At 38.4% G+C, this 23,421-nt stretch carries 16 protein-coding genes; 2 read left to right on the top strand and 14 right to left on the bottom strand.

Annotated elements, in window-relative coordinates; genetic code table 11:
• Positions 1-97: 97 nt before the first annotated feature.
• Positions 98-1,648: an L-piperidine-6-carboxylate dehydrogenase gene (gene amaB / locus ACZ1JT_RS06040; protein WP_465092944.1), complete on the top strand. Its 1,551-nt coding sequence runs from the start codon at positions 98-100 to the stop codon at positions 1,646-1,648.
• 108 nt (positions 1,649-1,756) lie between these two features.
• Here amaB and ACZ1JT_RS06035 read toward each other — a convergent pair whose 3' ends face one another.
• From ACZ1JT_RS06035 to ACZ1JT_RS06025, 3 genes are all read right to left on the bottom strand, one after another.
• Positions 1,757-3,625 (bottom strand): OmpA family protein, encoded by a 1,869-nt coding sequence (locus tag ACZ1JT_RS06035; RefSeq protein ID WP_465092943.1) that lies wholly within the window; start codon positions 3,623-3,625, stop codon positions 1,757-1,759.
• An 18-nt stretch (positions 3,626-3,643) separates the two neighbouring features.
• A complete protein-coding gene (locus ACZ1JT_RS06030; RefSeq protein ID WP_465092942.1) occupies positions 3,644-4,567 on the bottom strand; it encodes a PorP/SprF family type IX secretion system membrane protein in 924 nt (307 codons plus the stop codon).
• Positions 4,568-4,634: 67 nt separating this feature from the next.
• Entirely contained in the window at positions 4,635-13,109 is an 8,475-nt protein-coding gene (locus ACZ1JT_RS06025; RefSeq protein ID WP_465092941.1) for a choice-of-anchor J domain-containing protein, read from the bottom strand.
• Between the two features lie 186 nt (positions 13,110-13,295).
• On the opposite strand from ACZ1JT_RS06025, the gene hflX reads away from it, so the two are divergent.
• The gene (hflX, locus tag ACZ1JT_RS06020; RefSeq protein ID WP_465092940.1) at positions 13,296-14,516 is read left to right on the top strand and encodes a GTPase HflX; all 1,221 of its coding nucleotides are present in this window, start codon (positions 13,296-13,298) and stop codon (positions 14,514-14,516) included.
• A 55-nt stretch (positions 14,517-14,571) separates the two neighbouring features.
• Here the strand turns inward: hflX and ACZ1JT_RS06015 are convergent, their stop codons facing one another.
• The 11 genes from ACZ1JT_RS06015 to sufC all read right to left on the bottom strand — a co-directional run bounded on the left by ACZ1JT_RS06015 (position 14,572) and on the right by sufC (position 23,420).
• The gene (locus ACZ1JT_RS06015) at positions 14,572-15,480 is read right to left on the bottom strand and encodes a DUF3078 domain-containing protein (RefSeq protein WP_465095259.1); all 909 of its coding nucleotides are present in this window, start codon (positions 15,478-15,480) and stop codon (positions 14,572-14,574) included.
• Between the two features lie 72 nt (positions 15,481-15,552).
• Entirely contained in the window at positions 15,553-16,056 is a 504-nt protein-coding gene (locus tag ACZ1JT_RS06010; protein ID WP_465095258.1) for a DUF2480 family protein, read from the bottom strand.
• Positions 16,057-16,120: 64 nt separating this feature from the next.
• Positions 16,121-16,444: an SUF system Fe-S cluster assembly protein gene (locus tag ACZ1JT_RS06005; protein WP_026980635.1), complete on the bottom strand. Its 324-nt coding sequence runs from the start codon at positions 16,442-16,444 to the stop codon at positions 16,121-16,123.
• A gap of 10 nt (positions 16,445-16,454) precedes the next feature.
• Positions 16,455-16,877, bottom strand: a complete 423-nt coding sequence (locus ACZ1JT_RS06000) for a SufE family protein (protein WP_465095257.1) — start codon at positions 16,875-16,877, stop codon at positions 16,455-16,457.
• Between the two features lies 1 nt (position 16,878).
• Positions 16,879-17,349 (bottom strand): hypothetical protein, encoded by a 471-nt coding sequence (locus tag ACZ1JT_RS05995; protein ID WP_465095256.1) that lies wholly within the window; start codon positions 17,347-17,349, stop codon positions 16,879-16,881.
• Positions 17,350-17,361: 12 nt separating this feature from the next.
• Positions 17,362-18,576: an aminotransferase class V-fold PLP-dependent enzyme gene (locus ACZ1JT_RS05990; RefSeq protein ID WP_465095255.1), complete on the bottom strand. Its 1,215-nt coding sequence runs from the start codon at positions 18,574-18,576 to the stop codon at positions 17,362-17,364.
• 67 nt (positions 18,577-18,643) lie between these two features.
• Complete coding sequence (locus ACZ1JT_RS05985; protein WP_465095254.1) at positions 18,644-19,801, bottom strand: hypothetical protein; 1,158 nt, start codon at positions 19,799-19,801, stop codon at positions 18,644-18,646.
• Entirely contained in the window at positions 19,785-20,780 is a 996-nt protein-coding gene (locus tag ACZ1JT_RS05980; protein WP_465095253.1) for a DUF2157 domain-containing protein, read from the bottom strand. The genes ACZ1JT_RS05985 and ACZ1JT_RS05980 overlap by 17 nt, the downstream gene beginning before the upstream one ends.
• 109 nt (positions 20,781-20,889) lie before the next feature.
• The gene (gene sufD, locus ACZ1JT_RS05975) at positions 20,890-22,206 is read right to left on the bottom strand and encodes a Fe-S cluster assembly protein SufD (RefSeq protein ID WP_465095252.1); all 1,317 of its coding nucleotides are present in this window, start codon (positions 22,204-22,206) and stop codon (positions 20,890-20,892) included.
• Between the two features lie 60 nt (positions 22,207-22,266).
• Positions 22,267-22,641: a four helix bundle protein gene (locus ACZ1JT_RS05970; RefSeq protein WP_465095251.1), complete on the bottom strand. Its 375-nt coding sequence runs from the start codon at positions 22,639-22,641 to the stop codon at positions 22,267-22,269.
• A 41-nt stretch (positions 22,642-22,682) separates the two neighbouring features.
• Positions 22,683-23,420, bottom strand: coding sequence for a Fe-S cluster assembly ATPase SufC (gene sufC / locus ACZ1JT_RS05965; RefSeq protein ID WP_465095250.1), 738 nt, complete (start codon positions 23,418-23,420; stop codon positions 22,683-22,685).
• Between the last annotated feature and the right edge of the window lies 1 nt (position 23,421).

Raw genomic sequence — 23,421 nt, 5'->3', positions numbered from 1 at the left:
TTATCTTTGTGTTAGATTTAACAACTAGCATTGTTATCGATTTAACAAAAAACAGTAACTTTGCACAAAATTTTGTAAAACAGATTAAAGTAATATAATGACAACAACGGCAGTAGACCAATTTGGTATTCAGGAAGCCTTACAACAATTAGGCTTAAAAGAAATAAATGAAGGAGCTTCAACCGGTAAAAACTGGTTCTCTAACGGAAAAATCATCGAGTCGTATTCTCCAGCTACTGGTGAATTAATCGGACGTGTAAAATCCGCAACAAAAGAAGATTACGAAAAAGCGATGAGTGCGGCAGAAGAAGCGTTCAAAACTTGGCGTTTGGTTCCCGCTCCTAAACGTGGTGAAATTGTTCGCCAAATGGGTGAAGAATTGCGTAAGCATAAAGAAGCTTTAGGTAAATTAGTGTCTTTCGAAATGGGTAAATCATATCAAGAAGGTCTTGGAGAAGTTCAAGAAATGATTGATATCTGTGATTTCGCAGTAGGTTTATCGCGTCAGTTACACGGTTTAACAATGCACTCAGAGCGTCCAATGCACAGAATGTATGAGCAATGGCATCCTTTTGGAATTGTTGGTATCATTTCAGCCTTTAACTTTCCAGTTGCGGTATGGTCATGGAACTCAATGATTGCTTGGATTTGTGGTGATGTTTGTATTTGGAAACCAAGTTCAAAAACACCTTTATGTGCTGTTGCATGTCAGAACATCATTCAAACAGTTTTAGAAAGAAACAATTTACCGGAAGGATTAAGTTGTTTGGTTGTAGGAAATGAATCGGGTGATTTAATCAACAACGACAAACGTATTCCTTTAGTATCCTTTACAGGTTCAACAAGAATTGGTCGTCATGTATCACAAGTAGTGGCTTCTCGTTTCGGAAATACTATTTTGGAATTAGGTGGAAACAACGCTATTATTGTTTCAGAACATTCAGACCTATCTATGGTATTAGTAGGAGCTGTATTCGGAGCGGTAGGTACAGCGGGACAACGTTGTACATCAACGCGTCGTTTAATTGTTCATGAAAGTGTATATGATAAAACGTTAGATGTTTTGAAAAACGCTTACGGACAATTGAAAATTGGAAATCCTTTGGATGAAACCAACCACGTTGGACCACTTATCGATAAAGGTGCGGTACAAGATTACCTAAACGCTATTGAAAAAGCTAAAGCGGAAGGCGGAAGAGTAATTGTAGACGGTGGTGTTTTAGAAGGAGATGGATACGAAAGTGGTTGTTATGTTAAACCATGTATTATCGAGGCTAAAAACGAATTCGAAATCGTTCAACACGAAACGTTTGCACCGGTATTATATGTTATGAAATACAGCACTATTGAAGAAGCTATTGCTATTCAAAACGGTGTACCACAAGGTTTATCTTCATCAATCTTTACTAACAACATGAGAGAAATGGAATTGTTCCTTTCGGCTGCTGGTTCAGATTGTGGTATTGCTAATGTAAACATCGGAACTTCTGGTGCAGAAATTGGTGGTGCTTTTGGTGGTGAAAAAGAAACTGGTGGTGGGCGTGAGTCTGGTTCAGATGCTTGGAAAGCTTATATGAGAAGACAAACGAATACAATCAACTACGGTACAGCTTTACCGTTAGCACAAGGAATTAAATTTGATTTTTAACATCATCTCATTCTAAATACAAAACCGGCTTATAGCCGGTTTTTTTTATATGTTAATCAAATAAAAAAGCACCTGTTGGGTGCTTTTTTATTTGCTATTTGGTTTGTGTTATTTCTTAACGATTAAGAATTCTGAACGACGGTTTTTCGCGTGTTCTTCTTCCGTACATTTATCGCAAGCCACTTTCGGTTCGGTTTCTCCAAATCCTTTTCCAGAGATACGATCCTTAGCAATACCTTTAGAGATAATATACTGTACCGTAGATTTTGCTCGTCTTTCCGATAAATCCATATTGAAACTGTCGCTTCCTCTATTATCCGTATGCGATTTAACCATAATTACCATCTCCGGTGAATTCTTCATCACCTGAACCAATTTGTCAAGCTCAAAAGCTCCTTGTTTGGTAATGTTGCTACGGTTGAATTCGAAATAGATATCGTTTAAGATAACTTCTGTTTCCGTAACAATTACGTCTATAGGGTCTAATTCTACCACAATCGGTAACTCTCCACCCTGACTCTTATCTACCGGAACCGTTTTGCTTACAAAGCCGTCTTTAGAGACTTGTAACGTATATGGTTTGTCGCAATCTACTGCATACCCCACAAATCCGTCGGCTGCAGTATATTTGGTTTCGATTAGGTTGTTGCGGTCATCCAATATCGCCACGGCTGCTCCTGAAAGCAATTCTCCTGTTTTGGCATTCTTGGTCGTGGTTTGTATTTCAACCCCACACACCGGAATTGCCATCATGATATCGTCTTGACCTCCGCGGTTACTCGAGAAGAATCCCAGTTTTTGATCTGCATTATAACTAAAGGCGAAGTCGTCTTTTTCCGAGTTTACCGGTTTTCCAACGTTTTTAACCTCCATGCCTTTGTTTAAATCCACCACGAAAACATCCAATCCTCCAAATCCTTGTCTGGCATCTGAAGCAAAATAAAGCTTGTTCTCGTCGGTAATAAACGGAAAGTTTTCTCTTCCTTCGGTATTGATTTCTCTTCCTAGGTTTTCAGGAGTACCATAATCGTTGTTCCCGTTTATGGCTACGCGCCATATATCCGACCCTCCTATTCCTCCAGGCATATCCGAAGCAAAGTAAAGTGTTTTTCCATCTTTGGATAAACTAGGGTTTCCTACGTTGTAGTCTTTGTTATTGAACGGTAGAGCTTGAATGTTACCCCACTTCCCATCGACTTTCGTAGCTTTAAAAAGACCTACGTTACCGTATTTCAACTTTTTGGCTTTGTCTTTGTCGAAAATCTTATCGCGGAACGTTTCACTGGCAAAATACATCGTAGTTCCATCGGCACTTACCGTTGCAGGGCCATCGTGCCATTTGCTGTTTACGCCTTGGGCTTCCGTAGGCTTACTGAAGGTTCCATCGGCATTTCGTGTCGCTTGGTATAAATCCAAGTACGGTTGGTCGTTATACCCGTATGTCTTTCTGCTGGTATTACGTGCACTGGCAAAATACAGGGTGTTATCGCTGGTTAAAACCGCTCCAAAATCCGATTTGTCGCTGTTCACATCCATACTCTTGGTATCGAACAACTTTTGTTGCGAGCTCAATCTCGGAATATAATTCGGCTCGGCTTTAAAAGTTATGGCACGCTGGTCGTTCGGAGCCAAATCGGCAAACTTCTTCATTTGCTTGTTTGCCTCATCGTACTTACCATCCGCTTTAAGCATTTGAGCATAACGGTAGTAGATTTCCGCTTCCTGTTCCTGTTCGGTAGCCTTGGCATACCATTTGGCTGCTTCCTGCGTGTTAAACACATTGTAGTAGCTATCGGCCAACTGACGGTAAACGTAATTATCCGCCTTGTTGGCACTTACCAGTTTTAAATAGGCATCTGCCGCATCAATATATTCGTAGCGGTTGTATAATTTATCCGCTTCCTGTGTGTCTTTGTTTTGTGCTGATAAGGTTAAACCAGCGAGTACAAGACTAAAAGTAATATATGTTTTCTTCATGTTCGTTTCGCTGTTAGGTTAGAAAAATCGTGGTGAGGTAGATACTTTCTTGTAGAAGTTAACATCCCACAACAACATAAACTCGTGTGAGGCCTTGGTTTTTGCCGATAAATCCGATACGATATAGTCGTAGGCGTACCCGATGCGAAGCTCCGGAGTAATCGAAAAGTTAACCATCGCTCCAAAGGAATCTTCCAAACGGTACGTTAATCCCAATTCAAGTTTGTTGTACAACAACGTGTTTAACGAAGCGTCTAATGAGGTCGGTGCATTGAAAGCCGATTTAAGCATCGCAAAAGGCTTTAATTTTACGTTCTCGTTAATATCGAAAACATATCCTCCCGTTAAGAAATAATGCGATACTTCCGAACCGAACTGCCTCCCGTTATAATCCAAATGTTTCGACTTCAATAAATTCGGAACCGAAAATCCAACATAGTATTTATTGGTGTAGTAAAACAATCCCGATCCTATGTTTAAAAACGTTCTGCTGCTGTTTTGAGAAAAGGCAGGGTCATTCAAATCCGGAACGTGGCCGTTACCAATATCGTCATACAAACCTACCTTGTGGAACGTAGCGCCCCCTTTCATACCAAAGGCCAACTTGTGGTCGCCTCCCAATTTCAACGTGTACGAGAAATCAGCATATGCATTGTTCTCCTCAACAGGGCCAATCTTATCCGATATTACAGATAGACCCAATCCCACATTCTTCCCAACAGGACTGTGACCGAAAAATGTTGCCGTGGTAGGCGCATCCTCTATCTCAACCCATTGCTTTCTATATAACAAACCAAGAGATAAACTCTCTTTTGAACCCGCATAAGCCGGATTCATAACACTCATATTATACATATACTGCGTGTAGTGCGGGTCCTGTTGTGAATAGCCCTCTGACAATCCCAAAACACCCAGCAAAACACCTAAATATAGTTTCTTCATTACTTGTATTGTTTAGCTTTTAGTAATACCACTCCCTCCCTTGAAAAGGAGTGGTATCCCTCTTTTTTTATCTCTCTTTGTTTATATATACCCAACCTGTCTTGGTTTGTCCGTCTCCTGTCTCAACAACATAGTAATACGTGCCGTCTGGTAACTCATGACCAGCATTAGACTGACCATGCCATTGCTTAGTATAGCCCGAACCAAAACTGTAAACCTCCATACCGTAACGGTTGTAAATTTTAACAGATCTAGCATGTAGACTTTCGATGTCCCAAGAATCGTTCATACCATCACCATTTGGTGAAATACCTTTAGGAATTTGACAACCTTCGTCTACTACAGTAACCGAAGCAATTTGAGATATACATCCTGTTGCCGTATCCATAACAGAAATTTGATAAACTCCTTCATTCAAACCACTGAAAGTAACACTGGCCTGATATGTTCCTCCATTCAACGAATACTCATAAGTAGAACCAAGTGGTGAAAGTACCTCTATACTACCTGTTAAATCATTACATACTGGTCTTGTGTTAACCACTAAACCTGGAGTATCTGGTGCAACCGGTACAATAATCTCTATTGAAGACTGAGAAGTACATCCAGTAGTGTTATCACGAACAGTAACCGTATGCATACCTTCTGTAACTCCAGAGAATTGAGTACTTGATTGGAATGCTGAGGCATCAATATTATACTCATAATTACCTCCTGTTGGAGTAATAATCTCTATAATAGCTGTAGGGGCTGTACAAGTTGGTTGAACAACAACTGTTATGCTTGGTGCTAATGGACTAGCAGGTACTGGATCAACAACAACAATAGTTGCTGGAGATATACAGCCCGTAGTCATATCACGAACAACAACATTGTAGGTTCCAGAAGAAAGACCGATAAAAGTAGTTCCTGTTTGGAATGTTGTTCCGTTAACACTGTATTCATAATTAGCACTTAATGGTGCTGTAATCACAATTGTGCCAGTAGGAACAGAACAAGTTGGTTGAACAGTCGTATTAGCTGTTGGCGCAACAGGTGCTCCGGCTACAGGATTAATAACAATTGTTGTTATTGAAGACACGCATCCTGTTACAACATCACGAACTGTTATATCATAAGATCCTGGAGATAAATTAGCGAAAGTAGTACCCACCTGATATGTAGAACCATCAATACTATATTCATAATTTGGATCTATAGGATTAGAAACCTCTATAGTACCTGTTGGAGTTGTACATGTTGGCTGAACCGTTACTGCTGCAGTAGGAGCTACTGGGCTTGCAGGGATTGGATCAATTGTTACAGTTGTAATTGATGAAATACATCCAGTTACAATATCTTGAGCCGTAACATTATAAGTATTACCCGGAGTCAATCCAGAGAATACAGTACTTGTTTGATAAGACCCACCACCATCAATACTGTACTGATAATTCGCTCCAATTGGATCGGAAATTGTAATTGTTCCAGTTGGAGTTATACAAGTAGGTTGACTTGTAACAGTAACTGTTGGAGCATTTGGATTCGCTGGTATTGGATCAACTGTTAAGCTTGTTGCTGAAGAAATACAACCAGTAGATGTATCACGTACCGAAACATTGTATGTTCCAGGAGCTAATCCGGCAAATGTTGTACCAGACTGATATGTTATTCCATCAACAGTATATTCCAATGTAGCGCCTACAGGAGCAGTAATCACTATTGTTCCTGTTGTAACTATACATGATGGTTGCTCGGTAACACTTGCTGTTGGAGCAGCTGGCGCTCCTGGTGCAGGGTCAACAGTAACTGCTGTTGCTGTTGAAATACATCCAGTCACTAAGTCTTTAACCGTAACATTATATGTTGCTGGTAATACTCCGTTGAAAGTAGTTCCTGCTTGGTATGTTGTTCCGTCTATACTATACTCATAAGAAGCTCCTAATGGATTTGTTACAGTAATAGTTCCAACAGAAACCGCACACGAAGTTGGTGATGTTGGTGTTGCAGTTGGAGCAACAGGACTTGCAGGAGTAGTTAACACAACTACAGTAGCAGTTGATATACACCCAGTAGTCATATCTTGAACAGTTACATTATAACTTCCTGCTGGAAGGTTCGGGAATGTTGTTCCTGTTTGATATGTCGTTCCATCAACACTATATTGATAGTTAGATGTTGCTGGTGCAAAGCTTCCAACATTAGTATACACCTCTGGATCAACAGCATCCCAATCTGCTGGATTCCATGTGTTACTAGGAGCCACAGCAGTATTTAATCTTCTATAAGAATAACCTGCTTGATTATTCGGTGTAAAGTTAATACCGTCTCTTCTTCCCCAGTTATCAATTTCAACACCAGCACTAGTTGTTAAACGAATGTTGTCATCCGTATTAATACCTGCGCATAAAGTTGCCGATTGATTAGGAGTTATACCTGCAATATTAGCATCACTACTTACTTTTACAACCCATGTTGCATTATTAGCTAACATAGTGTTTGTAAGTAAAATGTCACAATTCGTAGATGGCGTTGAAGCACCATTATTATAGAATTTCAATCGATATCCTGATAAGTTAACTGGCGAACCTGTTCCATTATAAATTTCAACATATGTTAACGAACCTGTATTTGCATCTGTAACTTCTGAAATAAATAAGTTTGGATAACTTATAACTCCGTTTGTAGGAGATGTAACCGTGATTTGACCACCTGTTAAACAGGTAGGCTGAATGCTTGTAGTTGAAGGTGCACTTGGTGCGGTAGGAACCGCATTTACTGTTGCAGGAACAGGAATTGATGAACATCCTGTTGCGGTATCATGAATCATTACGTTGTAGTTTCCTGGAGTCAAACCAGCAAACACATTCGATGAAGCATAAGTACTTCCTCCATTAATGCTGTATTCGTAAGTTGCCGCTGTAGGTGTTATTGTAATTGTACCCGTAGTTGTTGTACAATTTGGTTGCACAACACTTGGAGTAGGATTAGCCACTGCATTAATTACTACAGTCGTTGTAAATGATGTTTGACCACAACCACTTGAGGTTGGGAAGTTATACGAAACTGTATAGGTACCCGCAGCACTACTGCTAGGTGTAATTGTTCCGTTATTTGCATCAATATACAACCCAACTGGCGAAACCGAGAATGTTCCTCCAGGTGTTCCTGAAACATTTACAACCTGTGTCCCAACTGAATTACTACAATATGCTGGTGCACTATATGAAATTGTAGCGTTTACAGGGTCAACAATTGTTATTACGTATGAATATGTTTTTGCAGAACATGTACTGTTTGCTGCCAATGAATTATAAATAATATAATTACCTGCAGGGGTTGCTGCCAAATCAATTTCACCTGTAGTTGTACTAACAAATACAACAGCTGGATTTGGAGAAGAAAAAGTACCCGCAAGAGATCCTGATGCGATTACTGGAATTGGGTTAGCACTACTTCCCTTACAATATGTTCCAGGAACATACGAGAAGTTGGCATCTGGACAACATATTGTTTGTCCTGCTCCTGGAGTTGTAGCATTAGTTTGGTTCAAACTAATCACACCTGGTTGGTTAGAGTAGTTGGTTATCAAAATGATATAAAACTCACCTGCCTGAGCATTTGCAATATTAAACGTTTCAATAGGAGCCGCAGAGAAACTACATCCTGTTGTAAGGCCTGTTAGTGGCGCTTGACCACCAGAAATAGCCGCACAACCAGCTGCCTGACTTGTAAATGGACCCCAAGCAGCATAATCAACATCTAAATCCGGTGTTGGACTACCAACAGTCGACTGAGTTAATTGATAGCTAATTGGACCAGAAACAGCAACCTGAATTGTAAAGAACGTAGGGTTAGGAGAACTAAACAAACATCCAATTGTTCCAAGTGAAGTTACACCAGTAGTATTACCGTAAGTAATATTACATACCGTAGAAGAGTTTCCACAAGTTGATGGTGTAGAAATACATAAATCAAAAGTAGTTGTCTGTGCAGTAGCTGCATTTGAATACACACGAATATAGTATGTTTGTCCAACTGTTAGCCCATTTAATGTTCCGTTTAAAGAACCTGCTGTACTACAAAATACCTGTGTAAAAGTTCCGCATGATCCAGAATATACGACGAAGTTCAAGTTTGTTGTTGAACCCACTACGTTTTGCAATGATACATTCAAATATGAATTGGTTGCAATAAACTGATACCAAACATCATCATCTGGTGTTCCAACACAAGGTGCTGTAACTGCAGGTGCTGTTGAAGGAGTTGCAAAAGCTAATGAGCCAGAAACTGTTTGATTACATGTTGCGTCAGAGTTAACTGGAACAAATATAGCCGATGCACATTCGTCATTAGGTGGTGCAGTATAAAAACTCATCCCAGTAGACCAGAAACTGGTTCCAGATGTCGGACATATTGATCTTACATAAAATGTATAATGCCCACTTGGGTTTAATCCTGTAATAAGAGCAGGGTTAACACTTACAAGTGTACCTACATCTGTTGATGTTGGAGGTGGCGAACCAAAAGGTACAACAAACACTTCCCATTGTGTAGACGTTCCAGTCTCAGTCCAACCCAATAAGGCTGAGGTTGAAGTAATATTCGATACTGTTAAGTTTATTGGTTTAGTACAGTTAGGTGCTGGTGAACAAGATACTGATGCTGCCCATCCTGCTAGTTGAACTGAACTATCCGAAGTAAACACAAAAGTTAAACATCCATTGGTTGCAGATGATGTAAATGATGGTGGTAGCACAGTTCCTGTTAAGTTCGCTAATAACGGAGCAGCGGTACTGTTTCCATCATAAATCTTTAAGAAATCAAAGTTGTTTTCTAAAGCAAATGCTGAGAAAGTTACTGTTACAATGTCGCCAGGGTTTGCTGGACAAATTGTTACAGTACTATTTGAACTTGCAGCGTAATTTGCTGAAGGTCCGGCTGGATCATAGAAACTTCCACCACAAGCTGGAGGAGTTACTTGAGTTGTTGCCGTATATGGATTTGAAGCTGTACTTGCATCTGTTGGTGAACAAATACCTCTTACATAAAAATCATAACACGTTGTTTGGTTTAATCCTGTTAACACAAATGGATTGGTTGGTGCAGGCACCCATCCCGAAGTAGCCCCTGTTGGAATTGGAGAACCACATGGTAATGCAATTACTTCCCAAGAAGTTGCAGGTCCAACATTGGTCCATCCTAATGTAGCAGAGTTGTTTGTAACTACTGTCGCCGATAAACTTGTTGGTCTAGGACATGTTGGTGGTGGTGCACATGTAACGTTTGCTGCCCATCCCGCTAACTGAACTGAACTATCCGAAGTAAATACGAATGTTAAACATCCATTTGCTGCTGATGAAGTAAATGAAGGCGGTAATGTAGTTCCGGTTAAGTTGGCTAATAAAGGAGCCGCTGTACTATTACCGTCATATACTTTCAAGAAGTCGAAATTATTTTCAAGAGCAAATGCTGTAAATGTAACTGTAACTAAATCCCCAGGGTTTGTTGGACAAATTGTCACAGTACTATTTGAACTGGCTGCATAATTTGCCGAAGGACCCGCTGGGTCATAAAAGTTTCCTCCACAAATTGGTGGTGTTAAAGGTGTTGTTGCACTTACTGGCCCAACAACAGCACTTGCATCGGTTGATGAACAAACACCTCTTACATAGAAATCATAACAGGTTGAACCATTCAATCCTGTTAGTGTAAAAGGATTTGTTCCTGCAGGTACCCATCCAGAAGTTGCTCCTGTAGGTCTTGGAGATCCACAAGGCACTGCGATTACTTCCCATGCTGTAGCGCTGCCTCCTGTCCATGTAAGATTTATTGAGTTATAAGTTACGCCAGATTGTGAAAGTGAAATAGGTGCTTCACAAGTTGGTCGTGGTCCACAAGTGACATTTGCTGCCCATCCAGCCGCATTTGTCGAACCGTTTGATGCAAAATTAAATGTTAAGGATCCATCTGCTGCAGAAGAAGTAAATGGCCCTGGAACAGTAGTTCCCCAATAAGCACCTGGTAAGTTTAGTGGAGTTCCATTTCCATTTACACTTGAAAATTGAGGTGCTGCAGTGGTATTACCATTGTAAACATATAAACCATCATTTGTTGCTTGAACATTGAATGAAGTAAATGTTACAGTAACTACATCACCTGGATTAGTAGGGAATATAGTCCACGTTAAGTTTTCATTATTAGCATAGTTTGCAACCGAACCTCCAGAGTCAAAAAATGTTCCTCCACAAACTGGTGGTGCAACTAATGTTGTAAAAGTTATAGGTCCACTCCAAACGCTTGGTCCGTTACCCCCGCAATTTGCCAAAACATACACATCGTATGTTGTTGAACCCAAAAGCCCAGTAGCAATGTATGGTGGGGCTGGAGTGTTCACCGTTGTACCAGCAGTTGGCAATGTCGGTGCGGGTGACCCTGTTGGCTGTACTACTACTTGCCATGTGGTTTCAGTCCCTCCTGGTGTCCAACCAATTGTTGCTGAGTTTGGAGTAATGGTAGATACTGTTAAGTCTATCGGCTGAGGACATGGTGGAATATCTTCGACAATAACCGCGTCGATAAAAATTCTAGATCCATTTGCCCCAGGAGCCACATGCCATCCGATATTAACGTTACCTGTTATTCCTGTTAGGTTAACAAACTTCTCTAAATACGTAACATTCGAATATGAAGTTTGAGGTACTATAGTCGTTGTAAAGTTCGCGGGTGTTGGTCCTGTAGTTGATACCTTAACTTCAAAGTTACAAGGTGATGCTGCAGAAAGAACACGGTAACGATAACGTAAACGTTGGTTTCCATTCAACACTAATTGAGGTGAAATCAACCAGTCATCGTTAGTGGATGTACTTGAAACAATACTTGCCGATTGGTCTCCTTCAAAAGGTGTTGTGGCATAGTTCATATTCCATGCATTTGCATCTGCATTGACATTCAATACTGTCCAACAAATTTCTGTTGGTGAAGCCGGAGTCCCATTAAATCCTTCAAAAAACGGAACCGCTATTGGTCCACATAGTGTTCTGAAGTTATAAGGACCAGCCCAAATACTATAAAGTCCACCCCCACAATCTGTTCGTACATAATACTCATATTGTGTGTTTGATGTTAATGTATTAACCGTAACTGGGTTTGCAGAAGGAGTTCCTGAGCCCATAGGCACGCCAGTTCCCGCAGGTTGAATTACATATTCAAATGCTGAAAAACCACTTGTCCAACTTAATGTTGCTCCAGAAGAAGTTATCGCCGAAGCTGTTAAAGCTGTTGGTTGTGCACAATTCACTTGTTGTAAAACCAAAGTATATCCTGTACTTTGAGGAGTACCGTTAGTAGATATAACTATATAATAAGTTGTTCCTGCAGTAACTGCTAAGTTTGGAATATTTCTTATACCTCCGCCGGTATTTGAAACTCCCGCCAAACAACTTACGCCAATATTAGCACAACTACTATATACAAATACCCCTGATGCGTTAGCAGTTGGGGTCATAGTGATATCAACCGTGCCTGTAAAAGAAGGTGTGAAAGAATATACCACATCATCTCCATTCAAGTAATTTCCTGCTGTTCCGCAAGAAGCCCCTGCTGAAGCGTTGTAATCATCACCATATAAGTTGGTGTTACTTGTATGTGTATAAGGTAGTGATCCAATTACAATGGGTCCAGAACAGGTTTGCCCCAATGGCGTTGTAATAAATACGAATGGTCCAACCCAATTACTTTTATTGTTCGAAGAACAAACTGAACGCACATAATATGAATATTGTGTACCCGGCGTTAAACCAGTATATATATATGGATTACTGTTAGCTGTAGCTGTTGGAATACCCGTTGGTGATCCTGGAGAAGCAACTGCTTCAATTTCCCATTGTGTAGCAGGCCCTGGACTTGTCCAACTTAATTGTGCAGTAGTTGACGTAACATTACTAGCACTAAGTGTTAAAGGATCCTGACATTGTGAAGCAACATTAACGTCATCAATCAACCATCTGTCTCCAGAAACAGTTGCTCCTGTTTGTGTATGAACACGAACAAATGACACATAAATTTGTTGTCCAACATAAGCACTTAAAGGAAGTACAATTTCCCCATACACATTAAATGCCGTTGAGCCCCCTGTAGCCATTGCAGCTTCAAGTTGAGGCTCTGTCCATTGTTGGATTTGTGTAAAACTAGCTTGATTGGTTTGAGATGTAGTTGAGACTTTAATTTGATAAAGAGTCCCTTGGTCTCCCGAAAGTGTCATACGTGTAAAAAAACGTAGCTGACCACTTGTTGGTACTGTAAACTGAGGGGTAACCAACCAATCCTCAGATGTATTTCCCGCACCAATAGCTTCTCTATCTATAAAAGCAGCTATTGAACCGGTGTAGGCCGGGAAAGCTGCTGCTGGAGCATTAACTTTCCAACTTTGTGCAGTACCAGTACCATTATCCATTATATGCCACGATGCTGGAGGTACCCCCCCTTCAAATCCTTCGGGAAATTGAGCGTATCCCAAAAAAGATAAGAGCGACATAAAAATTACGAGTGTAATTTTTTTCATAACTATTATTTAGGTTTGTTGTTTGTATAGTTGTCAAATATAAAATAAATTTAGCGATTGCTTAACACAGCCCACCAAAATTCACAAAAAATCGACCATTTGTTTAGATTTTTATCAATCATCTATGCCGTTTTTAGTTTAATTTCTATTTTAATATTGTCTACTTTTGTATTTTGATTATAACTTATGCTTGAAAAACAAAACCATACTTTTGAAAAAACTGTTGTTGTTGGAATTATTACACAACTTCAAAACGAAGATAAACTTAATGAATATCTTGATGAGTTAGAGTTTCTAACTTTTACTGCTGGAGGTGAGGTTGTAAAACGTTTTTTCCAAAAAATGGACAAACCCAACCCAAAAACATTCGTTGGGAGTGGAAAATTGGAAGATATTAAATATTATATCAAGGAAAATGATGTAACTACTGTTATTTTTGATGACGAACTTTCTCCCGCTCAACAAAAAAATATAACTCGTGAATTAGATTGTAAGGTTTTAGACCGAACAAACCTCATTCTTGATATTTTTGCCCAACGTGCTGAAACTTCTTATGCCAGAACACAAGTTGAACTAGCACAATGCCAGTATTTATTACCACGTTTAACTGGTATGTGGACGCACTTAGAACGTCAGCGAGGTGGAATTGGTATGCGTGGTCCGGGGGAAACCGAAATTGAAACCGACCGCCGTATTGTTCGTGATCGTATTGCTTTGTTAAAAGACAAGATTAAAACCATAGACAAACAGATGGCCGTTCAACGCAGTAACCGTGGCGCGATGGTTCGTGTTGCTTTAGTGGGTTATACCAATGTTGGAAAATCGACTTTAATGAATGCTGTTGGGAAAAGCGATGTATTTGTGGAAAACAAGTTGTTTGCGACTTTAGATACAACCGTTCGAAAAGTAGTAATTAAAAACCTTCCTTTTTTATTGTCGGATACAGTTGGTTTTATTCGAAAATTACCGACGCAATTGGTAGAGTCTTTTAAAAGTACTTTGGATGAAGTTCGTGAAGCCGATTTGCTTCTTCATGTGGTTGATATTTCTCACCCGGATTTTGAAGATCATATTACTTCTGTAAATCAAATTCTTCAGGATATTAAAAGTGCCGACAAACCCACAATAATGGTTTTCAATAAAATTGATGCTTACAAACACTTAACTATTGAAGAAGGAGATCTTGAAACGGAGAAAACCACAAAACACTATTCGTTAGAAGAATGGCGTAAAACCTGGATGTCTCGTGTTGGTGAAAACAACGCGCTGTTTATATCGGCTACCGACAAGCAGAATTTTGAGGAATTTCGTGAAAAAGTATATGAGGCGGTTCGTGAAATACACATTACCCGCTTTCCATACAACAAGTTTTTATATCCCGATTATAAAGATGCTATCGAAGAATAATACTTATAAAAAAAGCCGCTTTTAATAGAGCGGCTTTTTTTATTTTTTGTTTTAATTAAAATCCATAATTGAATCCTAAACCAATAACCTGACGAGTTTGAAAACCTCTAAAGGCATTATCGTCATAAATAGTTTGGAAAGCAAAGTTGGTAGTTAAGTATTTGTTGATTTTCATAACAATATTCAATTGGTAATCTAAATCAACATTTTGTGGGTCTTCTAAGTAATTAGAATACAGGTTCAAAACATTCTCAACAGAAACGTTTTCCATCAACTTAAACTTATAATACCCATTTAAAGCAGCTCCCAGCTCATAACGAGTGGTTTCGTTTGCTTTCACACCAAAATAGGTTACTCCATCTGGAAGATCTTTGGTAAAATGACCATGCACAACAATCAATTTGGATGTGGCTGGCGCAATGTTTACTTTCAGATTATCGCTTTTTTTCCAAAGCAAACCAGGTCCCATTTGAAAATATGCTGGTGAAAAGAAATGTGAAATAGTCGTAGTACGCGTTTGCGGGTCAACCCCGGCATCCATTTGCGTTTTAAAATTCAAAAACATCGAATAATACCAATATTCACCAAAAGCTTTACGACCTGCCAAAGAGTTTAATTCAATTCTATCGTCTGTTTTTTGTTTTTCGGCCCCTTTAATTTTGGTAATTCCGTAAGTAGCAATAAATTTATTGTCCCAAGTCCATTTTTCATTTTTGTAGTTGAAATTATAGTTTAACCCCACATTTCCTGAAAAATTATTTTGTCCACCTGCTAACCAATTGCTGAATGATGACTGACTGGCTAATGCAGTAAATGTTCCATTTTTAACCCAACCTGCTGGGCGTTCTTCTCCTGCTTTTTTAACCGCTTCTTCGTTTTTGTTTAAATTTTCCTTTTCTGTTTCTTGTGCATGGACACTTAGAATTCCCATAACACAAAGCGCAAAAATTGCAATCTTTTTCATAGTATTTTCCTTTTTAAAGGAGCAAAATAACAAAATTGATAAGGAAAATTAGTATTAAAATCGTTGAAAAGTTTATTTTTTCTTATAAAGTGGTACTGATGAACAGGCTTCACCAAACATAATACTTTTGGCAAACGGCATTAATTGCTGAATTGCCAATACGTAGGCTTCTTGTGGAACAGGTTTGTTTGAACAACCTTTTAAAATAACAGGTTTATCTTGAAAATCGCTATAGTTTAGATTTTCTAAAGTATTCTGATAATAGTATAGCAAAAGTTCTTTTTTATAGCCTTGATATACACTTAATACGTGTGGTTTTAAAAAAACGGAAACCAAAGCATAAGTCCATGCAGGTAGTATGGCTTCTTCGGAACAATAAAGCGCTACATGTTTTTGAGCATATTGGGTCCAATCATGGTTTTTTAAATGATCTCTAAATTCGGTTTCTTTGAGAATAAAACCACCAAAAAGCCATTGTGAAATATCCAGTTCAACAATCTCATCCTTTGGAAAATAATCTTCCAAATCGAATACTTGCAGTGCACTATTGGCAACTCTGTTTACTATTTCTTCCATATTTAGCCACAGTCAAAGTCACGGTTCACAAAAAATGCAAACTGAAACCGAAGACCGTTTACTATTAAAGCATCCCTAATTCTAATTTAGCCTCTTCACTCATTAAATCTTTGCTCCAAGGCGGATCGAAAGTGATTTCTACTTCACAAGATTTTACAGCATCTATCGATTTGATTTTTTCCTCAACTTCTTGTGGTAACGTTTCTGCAACTGGGCAATTGGGAGAAGTTAATGTCATTAAGATTTTAACATCGTTGTCTTCGTTAATCATTACATCGTATATCAACCCCAGTTCGTATATATCAACAGGAATTTCAGGATCGTAAATCCCTTTTAAAACCTTTACTACGTCTTCACCTAAATTTATGGTGTCGTTAAATTCTTCCATTTTTTATTATTTATTCCGATTTAGCCTGAAAAGCTAAAGCATACATTTTTATTTGTTTAATCATCGATACCAACCCGTTGGCGCGAGTAGGTGACAAATGTTCTTTAAGACCTATCTCATCAATAAAGTCGGTATTTGCGTCTAAAATTGCCTGAGGCGATTGGTTGGAAAAGGCTCTAACCAAAATCGCTATGATTCCTTTTGTTAAAATGGCATCGCTATCGGCAGTAAAAACCACTTTTCCGTTTTGTTCGTCAGCATGAACCCATACTTTTGATTGACAACCTTTAATAATATTGTCGTCGGTTTTGTATTGATCTGCTATCAAAGGCAAGCTTTTACCAAGTTCGATGATATATTCGTAGCGTTGCATCCAATCGTCAAACATGGAAAACTCATCTACAATTTCTTCTTGTATTTCTTTAATGGTCATTTTATTTTACTTTATCGCCAATAGCAATAACTTTATTTACGATTTTTTCAATTTCAGCTGGGGGAAAACCACCGTCAAAAGTAGCCGATTCAAATGTTTCAGCATTCGTAATCACTCTAAAATTTGCCATTGGAGCTCCGTCATAAAAACGTTTTTCAGTTGGTGCTTTCAGCGCAGCAAGTCCTTGTGGATTAACTGATTTAAACAATGCAACCAATTCATTCCAATCGGCATCGGAAACCGGCACCTCAACAGCCTTACCGTCACGAACTGGAACTACCCATGCCTTATGATCGGCAATTGTTATTTTTCTATAAAAACCACGAGTGTTAGCTTCATATTCTAAAGACGGAATTTCGTTTTCTTGCATAACGGTTTTGGATGTCAATTCATTTTTTTCAGCTGCTACTTTTTGACAATTGCAGCTTGCAAATGTTACGACTACAGACGCTAAAAGAGTAATTGCTTTCATAAATTCTACTTTTTAAGATAACATCATTTGGGCTTTTTTAACCGCTTCTACAAATATATCAATTTCTTGTTTGGTATTGTAAAACGCGAAACTCGCTCTAATCGTACCCGGAATATTGAAATAATTCATAATAGGTTGTGCACAATGATGGCCGGTTCGCACCGCTACTCCTAACTTATCTATAATTGTGCCAATGTCGTACGGATGAATTCCTTCTATGTTGAAAGAAATTACTGAAGCCTTGTTTTTACTGGTTCCGAAGATTTTCAAACCTTCAATTTCCAGAAGTTTTTCAGTTGCATAATCCAATAGCTCTTGTTCGTATTTCGCGATGTTGTCGAAACCGATACCGTTCAAATAATCGATGGCCGTTCCTAAAACAATTCCTGCTTCTATATTTGGCGTTCCTGCTTCAAATTTATGCGGTAATTCGGCATAGGTAGTCTTTTCGAAAGTTACTTCTTTGATCATTTCTCCCCCACCTTGGTAAGGTGGTAAAGCATTCAACCAGCTTTCTTTTCCGTATAAAATTCCAACACCGGTTGGACCGCAAACTTTGTGTCCGGAAAACACGTAAAAGTCGCAATCCAGCTCCTGAACATCAGGACGTAAGTGTGGTGTTGCTTGAGCCCCATCAATTAAAACCGCGGCACCCACTTGATGCGCTTTTTCAATAATGTGTTTAATCGGGTTAATGGTTCCCAACGCATTGGAAATATGATTTACCGCTACGATTTTGGTTTTAGCAGTAAGCAATTTTTCAAATTCCTCCATAACCAATTCGCCTTTCTCATTCATTGGGATTACCACCAAAGTAGCTCCGGTTTTTTCACACAAAAACTGCCAAGGCACGATGTTACTGTGATGTTCTAAAGCAGAAACCATGACCTCATCACCTTCTTTCACAAACTTGGCAAAACCGTTTGCTACCAAATTAATCCCAGCAGTTGTACCGGAAGTAAAAATGATTTCGTGGTTGTGTTTGGCATTCAAATGATTTTGAATGGTATTTCGAGCAACTTCATACGCATCGGTAGCCAACTGACTCAACGTATGCACTCCACGATGAATATTGGCATTTATTTCGCTGTAATATTGAGAGATTGCATCAATAACCACCTGAGGTTTTTGAGCTGTAGCCCCGTTATCAAAATACACCAAGGGCTTTCCGTTTACGGTTTGGGACAATATGGGGAATTGTGCTCTTACTTTTTGAACATCAAACATTTTAAACTGAATTTGATGCAAATTTAAGGCTTGTTATTTGAAATAGATATAAATAAATGATAAAATATTAAAAAGTCTCCCCGGCTCCTCCTCCACTGAAACCGCCGCCGCCAAAAGGCATTTTGTCTTCTGTTGGTGCAACTTTGGTTTGAATTTGAGATGAAATAAGTATGGCTTGAGCATTTAAAATAAAACTATTATCACTACCTCGATCCGGTTTGAACGTTATACCCTGTTCTCTATCTTTTAATTTATGAATGGCAAAATAACTAATTGCAAAAAGAATAATTCCGCCAAATAGTAAAGCAACCTCCAAAGGCATTAGCTGGTAATAAAAACGAATAGTGAAAAACGAATAACCCAGTGTAAACAATCCAATAAGCAACAACAATCGGTCTTTGTTTTTGAAAGCAAATACAATATAGCCAATCGGAATAACAAAAGTCAATCCGTAGAACAAAAACGCCAATGGGATATCGTTTTCTGGCGTGACTACTATGTTCATCAAATCTTCTGAAAGTTCTCGAACTACCATATAATTCAAAGAGAAATAGCCCAATAATAAAGCAAAACCTTTGGTCAGCATTACTGCTTGTCTGTACCAATAAAATCGGCTTTGACTATCAATTTTGAAACTGAGAACATAAATTCCAACAGCTAATACAAAACCCAAAAAAGGCAAAAACAATTTATCCAGTAAGGCATGATTCACCATTAAATCAAACAACAATCCTACAATACCTACCAATCCCACTAATACAGATAAACTATGCACATAGCGAATACAGCACGCAAAACCTAGAATTGTCATCATTACAAAAACCATAGTCATGGAACTGGATATAATACCTACTCCGATGCAAAAAAACATAGGGATTGAAAGAATAAACGCATCGTCTAATCCGTGGTTATAATAACCGGTTCTCGCTAAAAATTCGGACCCAATTATTCCAATAATGGCATAAACAAATACCATTGACTCATAATTGTTATCCAGAATCGGTGAAAAGAACAAAGCCAAAAATCCTGTTATAGCCGATATAAGCATACAGCCCAAAAGAAAAAAACCAATTCGAATTAATACATTAGTACTGCTGTGAAATAATGTGAGTTGGGAACTTATATCCTGCAATTGAGGCTTTGAAATAAATTTCAAATTGTAAAGCGCTTTTGCTTGAGCCACCAATACATGATTGTCTAATGTTTCTTTATTGTACGCCTGCATGTTTTTCTTTATTAAAATTACGTACTACTTTGATAAACATAACGATTGAACCCACCACATAAATCGGTGAAAGATAAATCAGCGGCACTATTATATCGTTGATATCCAAAAAGTTCAGAACTCGGGCAAAAAAGATATTTAACCCTATATAGCCATAAAGCAAGGAAAATACAAATAACGATGTGGCATTATGTTTATGACTCGTTCTATAGAAAAACCAACTACTACCAACCAAAACAGGAAGAAACCAAAACCAATTATCTTCAATTAAACCTGCAATAGTACAAATGCCAAGTAAATGTTGAGCAAAAGTGTAATAAACAAAGTAGAAATGTGCTTTGATGTTTTCTTTCAAACTATACAAGGTCCACATTATGAGGATAACAGCAATAAAAATTCCAAAATAAACCAAATTCGGATTGGAATAAATAGCGTTTTCAAAAACGGTTTGTGTCGTTAAAGTGATGCCTGCAAAAGCAATTAATGATGTTATCGCCATGGATAATACAGTTCGATTATCGAAATAGTATGCTATAGCAAAACATAAAATAGCTGAAAATAAAGAAACTAAACTGAAATCTTTACCAAAAATACCATACTGAAACTGCAGGTAACCAATAAAAATAGTTGCTAATAAACTAGCAGTCAACACCAAATAATCATACATCGGGTTATCGAAAAGGACTTCTGCTTTTGAAAACCCTTTTGCTTTTTTAAAACTGAAGTAAAAGCAAACCAACATGAGACTAAAGTTTACCGCTAAAATGGCAATATGCCCTATGCTATCGATGTTTTTGTAGATTAAAGTCCCAACCCCGCCGGTAAACAAAAGCACGGATAAGTACAACAAAAACAAAAGTTCAGCGTTCAGTGAAAAAAGACCCAACGCTTTGTATTCTTTTACTTCCTGGTATTGTGATTCAGAAATAAACCCTTTTTCAAGCAGCTTTTGAAGTTGGTTTTCCGGGAGGTTTTCCATGGTTTCTAATTGATATTAATCAAATATAGGGAAATCAATCGTATGCGAAAATCCTTAAATAAAAAAACCGCCATAAAAGCGGTTTTCAAATTCATATGTTGTTTTGTGCTTACAAATCAAAGCCCATATTTACATTCAGCTTTGTCGCGATGATTTTCGCAATTTTAGCTTTTAATTCTGGTATTTTGATGCTCGAGGTCACTTCACTAGTAAACGCGTACATAAGCAACGCTTTAGCTTCTTTTTTCGGGATTCCACGTTGTTGCATGTAGAACATCGCGCTGTCGTCCAACTGACCTATCGTACAGCCGTGGGAACATTTCACATCATCGGCGAAAATTTCCAATTGTGGTTTTGCATTGATAGTCGCTTTATCGCTCAACAAAATGTTGTTGTTCTGTTGGAACGCGTCGGTTTTCTGTGCTTCTTTCTCCACGAAAATTTTACCGTTGAACACTCCTGTCGATTGTCCGTCCAAAATCGTTTTATAGTTCTGGTGGCTTTCGCAATTCGGTTGTTCATGATTCACTAATGTATAATGATCGACGTGCTGTTTATCTCCAATAATCGTAATTCCTTTCAACGTCGAATCAATTCTTTCTCCATGGTGGTAGAAGTTCAAGTTGTTGCGCGTCAGGTTTCCACCGAATGAAAACGTGTGCACCGCAACACGACTTTCCTGTTTCTGTGAAATATACGTATTGTCTATTAAGTTCGCCGTCTGCACATCGTTTTGCACTTTATAGTAATCCACAATAGCACGTTTCTGAGCAAAAATTTCGGTAACCGAATTGGTCAACACCGGATTCTCGTTCAAACTTTGGTGACGCTCCACAATCTGTACGTGAGCATTTTCTCCAACAATCACCAAGTTTCTGGGTTGCACCATCAAAGCATCTTCTTTTCCGGTTGAGAAATAGATGATTTCAATCGGTTTTTCCACCACTTTGCTTTTCGGAATATTGATGTAGGCTCCTTCATAGGCAAAAGCGGTATTTAACGAAGTCAAGCTTTCTTCTTTATTGGCCACCTGATTGAAATACGTATCGATAATCATCTTGTATTTCGGTTTTGTTAGCGCCGAAGACATCAAACAAACATCCAAACCATCATGTGTGGTCGACGATAAAAACGTACTGAAAATTCCGTCGATAAAAATTACCTTATAAGTATCAATATCATTCAAAAAGTATTTTTTTACTTCTTTAAATTCAATTGCGTTATCCTTTTTGGGAAAGATGCTGAAATCGTTTTTCAATACTGCATTCAGCGAAGTATATTTCCAAGCTTCCTCTTTTTTGGTAGGAAACCCTTTTGTTTCAAAGTTTTTCAAAGCTTCGGTACGAAGATCGTGCAGTTCGGTACCTACATCGACTTTCTCTTCAAAAGCCATGAACGATGATAGTAATTTTTCTTTTAAATCCATGTTTACTTTTATAGTCAAAAGTCAAAAGTCAAAAGTCAAAAGTTTAAAACCTCTTCGTCTTTATTCCTTTTTAATACTTTGAAGATATTTTATAAAGCCTCCTATCAATCTTGATATCTCGGATACTTCATTTAGCAACTCCTCAAAATTTTCTTTTGTAATGTAATTCAAATCAAATGCCAAGTACAACTGGGATCTTACTTCACCAGCTGAAGCTTTAGCAATAAATAAAAAATGTATAAATTCTTTGTCAGTGTTCCTTTCAAATCCTTCTGCAATGTTTGAAGAAATTGATAAAGAAGCGCGTCGTATTTGTCGAACAAAATCATAATCGTTTTTAAAAGTAACTGTCTCTGTGGCTATATATATTTTCTTATTGAAAACTCTTGATTTCTGCCAAGATGTAATCTCTTCAAAAGAAATAAATTTTCCCATCAACTCACTTTCTGACTTTTGACTTTCGACTTTCGACAAAATTATTTTAACCAGTCGTATCCTTTTTCTTCTAACTCCAATGCTAAATCTGCACCGCCCGATTTAATGATCTTCCCGTCCATCAAAACGTGCACAAAATCAGGAATAATATAATCCAACAAACGCTGATAGTGTGTGATTACCAACACTGCGTTATTCTCATTTTTAAGCTTGTTAACACCGTTCGCCACAATACGTAATGCATCGATATCCAAACCAGAATCTGTTTCGTCCAAAATAGCGATTTTCGGTTCCAACATCGCCATTTGGAAAATCTCATTACGTTTCTTTTCACCACCCGAAAAACCTTCGTTTAACGAACGCGATAAGAACTTACGGTCCATTTCCAATAATTCCGATTTCTCACGGATTAACTTTAGCATTTCATTAGCGGGCATTTCCTCTTGACCGTTTGCTTTGCGTTTTTCGTTGATCGCGGTTTTGATGAAATTCGTTACCGATACTCCCGGGATTTCCACAGGGTACTGGAACGATAAGAACACGCCTTTGTGCGCTCTTTCTTCCGGAGCCAATTCCGATAAATCTTCACCATCCAAAACGATTTCTCCTTCGGTTACTTCGTAGGTTTCGTTTCCGGCGATAATGGATGAAAGTGTACTTTTTCCGGCACCGTTAGGTCCCATGATGGCGTGTACTTCGCCTGCTTTGATTTCAAGGTTAATACCTCTTAATATTTCTTTATCCTCTACTGAGGCATGCAAATTCTTTATAGTTAACATG

Source organism: Flavobacterium sp. IC2-16, from assembly GCF_055521455.1.
The sequence above is the reverse complement of the archived record's forward strand: the minus strand, read 5'-3'. Positions and strand labels throughout refer to the sequence as shown.

Coding starts and splice junctions, on each gene's coding strand:
- ACZ1JT_RS05970 (WP_465095251.1), bottom strand. CDS start 22,641: ATGGGAAAATTTATTTCTTTTGAAGAGATTACATCTTGGCAGAAATCA.
- sufD (WP_465095252.1), bottom strand. CDS start 22,206: ATGGATTTAAAAGAAAAATTACTATCATCGTTCATGGCTTTTGAAGAG.
- ACZ1JT_RS05985 (WP_465095254.1), bottom strand. CDS start 19,801: ATGCAGGCGTACAATAAAGAAACATTAGACAATCATGTATTGGTGGCT.
- sufC (WP_465095250.1), bottom strand. CDS start 23,420: ATGTTAACTATAAAGAATTTGCATGCCTCAGTAGAGGATAAAGAAATA.
- ACZ1JT_RS06030 (WP_465092942.1), bottom strand. CDS start 4,567: ATGAAGAAACTATATTTAGGTGTTTTGCTGGGTGTTTTGGGATTGTCA.
- ACZ1JT_RS05990 (WP_465095255.1), bottom strand. CDS start 18,576: ATGTTTGATGTTCAAAAAGTAAGAGCACAATTCCCCATATTGTCCCAA.
- ACZ1JT_RS06015 (WP_465095259.1), bottom strand. CDS start 15,480: ATGAAAAAGATTGCAATTTTTGCGCTTTGTGTTATGGGAATTCTAAGT.
- ACZ1JT_RS06000 (WP_465095257.1), bottom strand. CDS start 16,877: ATGACCATTAAAGAAATACAAGAAGAAATTGTAGATGAGTTTTCCATG.
- ACZ1JT_RS06005 (WP_026980635.1), bottom strand. CDS start 16,444: ATGGAAGAATTTAACGACACCATAAATTTAGGTGAAGACGTAGTAAAG.
- amaB (WP_465092944.1), top strand. CDS start 98: ATGACAACAACGGCAGTAGACCAATTTGGTATTCAGGAAGCCTTACAA.
- ACZ1JT_RS06010 (WP_465095258.1), bottom strand. CDS start 16,056: ATGGAAGAAATAGTAAACAGAGTTGCCAATAGTGCACTGCAAGTATTC.
- ACZ1JT_RS05980 (WP_465095253.1), bottom strand. CDS start 20,780: ATGGAAAACCTCCCGGAAAACCAACTTCAAAAGCTGCTTGAAAAAGGG.
- ACZ1JT_RS05995 (WP_465095256.1), bottom strand. CDS start 17,349: ATGAAAGCAATTACTCTTTTAGCGTCTGTAGTCGTAACATTTGCAAGC.
- ACZ1JT_RS06035 (WP_465092943.1), bottom strand. CDS start 3,625: ATGAAGAAAACATATATTACTTTTAGTCTTGTACTCGCTGGTTTAACC.
- hflX (WP_465092940.1), top strand. CDS start 13,296: ATGCTTGAAAAACAAAACCATACTTTTGAAAAAACTGTTGTTGTTGGA.
- ACZ1JT_RS06025 (WP_465092941.1), bottom strand. CDS start 13,109: ATGAAAAAAATTACACTCGTAATTTTTATGTCGCTCTTATCTTTTTTG.